Origin of the sequence: Clostridium tyrobutyricum (genome assembly GCF_019144085.1) — a bacterium.
Lineage (GTDB): Bacteria > Bacillota > Clostridia > Clostridiales > Clostridiaceae > Clostridium_B > Clostridium_B tyrobutyricum_A.
This window is the reverse complement of the sequence record NZ_JAHHUY010000062.1, coordinates 1-3,848: the sequence shown is the minus strand read 5'-3', so window position 1 is coordinate 3,848 and position 3,848 is coordinate 1. Positions and strand designations below refer to the sequence as shown.

Sequence of the window (3,848 nt, the reverse complement as noted above, 5' to 3'; positions counted from 1 at the left end):
ATTTTATAAGGCAGAAGGAGCCAAAAGGCTTGAGACACACAATACACTGTGGAAATGGCATTAAAAAGAGATGATTTAAGAGATCCATTTATGAATTATCTGTCAGACTTATATAAGAGTAAAACATGTAATCATTTATCTGATAAAAGTTATAATGAAGCTGGAGCTGATAATTAGATACTCATAAATAGAGCGAAGAGATTCACTCTATTTTTTCATGATAGCACTATTCTGAAAGTACTTTTAATCAGTATATAGCCAGTATATAATATAAATATATTGTAAATTATTTAAAATAATTATATTTATTGAAGGGGGATACAAATGAAAACTTATTTGGTAACAGGAGGAGCTGGATTTATAGGCTCGAACTTTGTCCACTATATGATGAACAAATATAATGACATAAAAATCATAAACTATGACAAGCTCACCTATGCAGGAAACCTGGAAAACCTTAAATCAATAGCGGATAATCCAAACTACACTTTTATACAGGGGGACATATGCGATAAAAGCAAACTGGAAGAACTGTTTCAAGAATATGATATAGATTATGTAGTTAATTTTGCTGCAGAATCACATGTGGATAGGAGTATAAAAAATCCTGAAATATTTGTTCAGACAAATGTACTTGGAACTGTAACTCTTTTAAACACAGCAAAGAATGCCTGGTCAGGAGGAGATACTTTTAAAGCAGGCAAAAAATATCTTCAAGTTTCTACAGATGAAGTTTACGGATCACTTGGAAGTGAAGGATATTTTACAGAGACAACTCCTCTCGATTCCCACAGTCCATACTCCTCAAGCAAGGCATCTGCGGATTTAATGGTAAAAGCATATTTTGATACATATAAAATGCCTGTCAACATAACTAGATGTTCCAATAACTACGGTCCTTATCAATTCCCGGAAAAATTGATACCACTTGTTATAAACAACTGTTTGAACAAGAGAGAACTTCCCGTATATGGAGATGGAATGAATATAAGGGATTGGCTCTATGTAGAAGACCACTGCAAGGCAATAGACATGGTCTTAAATGGTGGAAAAGTCGGACAGGTCTATAATATTGGAGGACATAACGAGAGAACCAATATACATATTGTAAAAACTGTAATTTCATATATACATGACAATGTAGATTCTTCAGTAGAAGAAAATCTTATAAAATATGTAGAGGACAGAAAAGGACATGACAGAAGATACGGAATCGATCCTGAAAAGATAAAAGAAGAACTTGGATGGTACCCTGAAACCAAATTTGAAAATGGAATAATAAAGACAATCAAATGGTATCTTGAAAACAAGGAATGGATGGAAAACGTAACCTCGGGAGACTATAAAAACTATTACAAAAAAATGTACTCATAATTGTGAACTGTAAATAGTGAATTGAAAAGGTGGTTATAACATGAGAAAAGGTATAATACTTGCAGGAGGTTCCGGTACAAGACTCTATCCAATGACAAAGGCCATATCAAAACAGATCATACCTGTATATGACAAGCCAATGATATATTATCCTCTGTCAGTTCTTATGCTTGCAGATATAAGGGACATACTTATCATATCAACACCAAGGGATATAGAGACATTTAAAGAACTATTTGGAGATGGAAGTCAGTATGGACTTAATTTCCAGTATAAAATACAGTATGAACCCAAAGGACTTGCAGAAGCATTTATTGTAGGAGAGGAATTTATAGGACAGGACGATGTGGCACTTGTCCTTGGAGATAATGTATTTCATGGATATGGTTTTACAGAAAGACTTGAAAATGCTTCAAAGAGACATGACTGTTCCACTATTTTTGGCTATCATGTAAGTAATCCAACCTCTTTTGGAGTAGTGGAATTTGATGATGACTTCAACGTAATATCCATAGAGGAAAAACCTGAACATCCAAAATCCGATTATGCAGTTCCGGGACTCTATTTTTATGACAATGATGTAGTAAATATAGCAAAGAACATAAAGCCCTCTGCAAGAGGAGAACTTGAAATAACAGATATAAATAATGAATATCTTAAAAGAGGAAAGCTGAAAGTAGAACTCTTTGGAAGAGGCATGGCATGGCTTGATACGGGAACTCCAACAGGACTTTTAAATGCAGCTAATTTTGTAGAAGCTGTACAGACCAGACAAGGACTCTACATAGCATGTCTTGAAGAAATTGCCTACAGAAAGGGATATATTGATGACAAACAGCTTTTAAAATTGGCCGAGCCTTTGAAAAAAGTAGACTATGGACGTTATATCCTGAGCCTGATAGACAGAAAAAAATATAAATTTTAGAGGGTGATATATGTGAAAGTGTTGGTTACAGGTGCAAAAGGTCAGCTTGCCATGGAAATTCGTTCTATTTTGGAAAACAAAAGTTCAGAACTCGGACCTGTGGATAAATTGTATTCCAATTCTCAAATGATATATGTCGCCAGAGATGAGCTTGACATAACTCGATTAAGTGATGTAATGAACTTTATGGGAAAATACAAACCTGATATAGTTATAAACTGTGGAGCCTACACAAATGTAGACAAATGTGAAAGTGACTATGAAAGTGCTTTCAGGGTAAATTCAATTGGCCCGAGAAATCTTGCAATGGCATGTGAAAAAATAGAAGCAAAACTTGTACACATATCCACAGACTATGTTTTCAATGGTGAAGGCAATATACCTTTCAAAGAATATGACCTTCCACAACCAGTAAGTGTATATGGAAAGACAAAACTTCTTGGAGAACAGTATGTAAGGGAAAACTGCAGCAGATATTTTATAGTCAGAACCTCCTGGCTCTACGGAAGATACGGCAAAAATTTTGTATATACAATAATGAAGGCAGCAAAAGAAAAAGGGCATCTTGATGTAGTAAATGACCAGAGAGGCAATCCTACCAATGCAGAGGACCTTGCATACCATATATTAAAACTGTCACTTACACATGAATATGGAATATATCACTGTACGGGAAAGGGAGAATGCAGCTGGTATGATTTTGCTTCAAAAATTGTTGAGTATTCAAAAATAGAATGTACAGTATCTCCCATGACTTCCGACTCGCTTAAAAGAGCTGCAAAGAGACCTGAATATTCTTCACTGGACAATATGATGCTCAGATGTACTATAGGAGATGACATGAGAAACTGGAAAACTGCCCTCAAATCTTTTATACAGACAATAATGGGGGACAGTTAACAACTTCTTAATTGTGAACTGTAAATTGTAAACTGTGAATTGACAAGAAAGGGTGTGTTTAAAATAGGTAATTTTAAATTTGTAAATACGGAAATTAAAGGCGTATACATAGTTGAAACAAAGGTTTTTGGAGATAACAGAGGATATTTCATGGAAACCTATAATTATAATGACTTTAAAGAGGCAGGATTGGATATGGAATTTGTTCAGGATAATCAATCCAAATCTACAAAGGGAGTTTTGAGAGGACTTCATTTTCAAAAAAAACATTCTCAGGGAAAACTTGTACGAGTTACAAAAGGTAAGGTATTTGATGTAGGTGTGGATCTTAGAGATGGATCGGAAACTTACGGAAAATGGGTAGGAGTTGTGCTGTCTGAAGAAAACAAGAAGCAGTTTTATCTGCCAAAAGGATTTGCACATGGATTTGCAGTCCTTTCAGATGAAGCTGAATTCTGTTACAAATGTACTGATTTTTATCATCCGGAAGATGAGGGCGGACTCATATGGAATGATCCGGATATAGGAATAAAATGGCCGCTAGACGGAATAGACAATATAATCTTCTCTGATAAGGATAAGTTATGGCCAAGGTTGAAGGACTTGAGTTAAGGGGTCAGAGTTAAGGGGTCAGACCCCATGGTAAAAA

5 protein-coding genes are annotated in these 3,848 nt (G+C 35.1%); all 5 read left to right on the top strand.

Features of this window, described 5'->3' with window-relative positions; translation table 11 throughout:
• Positions 1 to 48 precede the first annotated feature (48 nt).
• The 5 genes from KM800_RS15595 (at position 49) to rfbC (ending at position 3,811) form a co-directional block, all read left to right on the top strand.
• Entirely contained in the window at positions 49 to 177 is a 129-nt protein-coding gene (locus KM800_RS15595; RefSeq protein ID WP_254906582.1) for a hypothetical protein, read from the top strand.
• 147 nt (positions 178 to 324) lie between these two features.
• Positions 325 to 1,374, top strand: coding sequence for a dTDP-glucose 4,6-dehydratase (gene rfbB / locus KM800_RS14910; protein WP_217813796.1), 1,050 nt, complete (start codon positions 325 to 327; stop codon positions 1,372 to 1,374).
• Positions 1,375 to 1,414: 40 nt separating this feature from the next.
• The gene (gene rfbA, locus KM800_RS14905; protein WP_217813795.1) at positions 1,415 to 2,299 is read left to right on the top strand and encodes a glucose-1-phosphate thymidylyltransferase RfbA; all 885 of its coding nucleotides are present in this window, start codon (positions 1,415 to 1,417) and stop codon (positions 2,297 to 2,299) included.
• 12 nt (positions 2,300 to 2,311) lie between these two features.
• Positions 2,312 to 3,199 (top strand): dTDP-4-dehydrorhamnose reductase, encoded by an 888-nt coding sequence (gene rfbD, locus KM800_RS14900; RefSeq protein ID WP_217813794.1) that lies wholly within the window; start codon positions 2,312 to 2,314, stop codon positions 3,197 to 3,199.
• Positions 3,200 to 3,262: 63 nt separating this feature from the next.
• Positions 3,263 to 3,811, top strand: coding sequence for a dTDP-4-dehydrorhamnose 3,5-epimerase (gene rfbC, locus KM800_RS14895; protein ID WP_217813797.1), 549 nt, complete (start codon positions 3,263 to 3,265; stop codon positions 3,809 to 3,811).
• Positions 3,812 to 3,848: the final 37 nt, after the last annotated feature.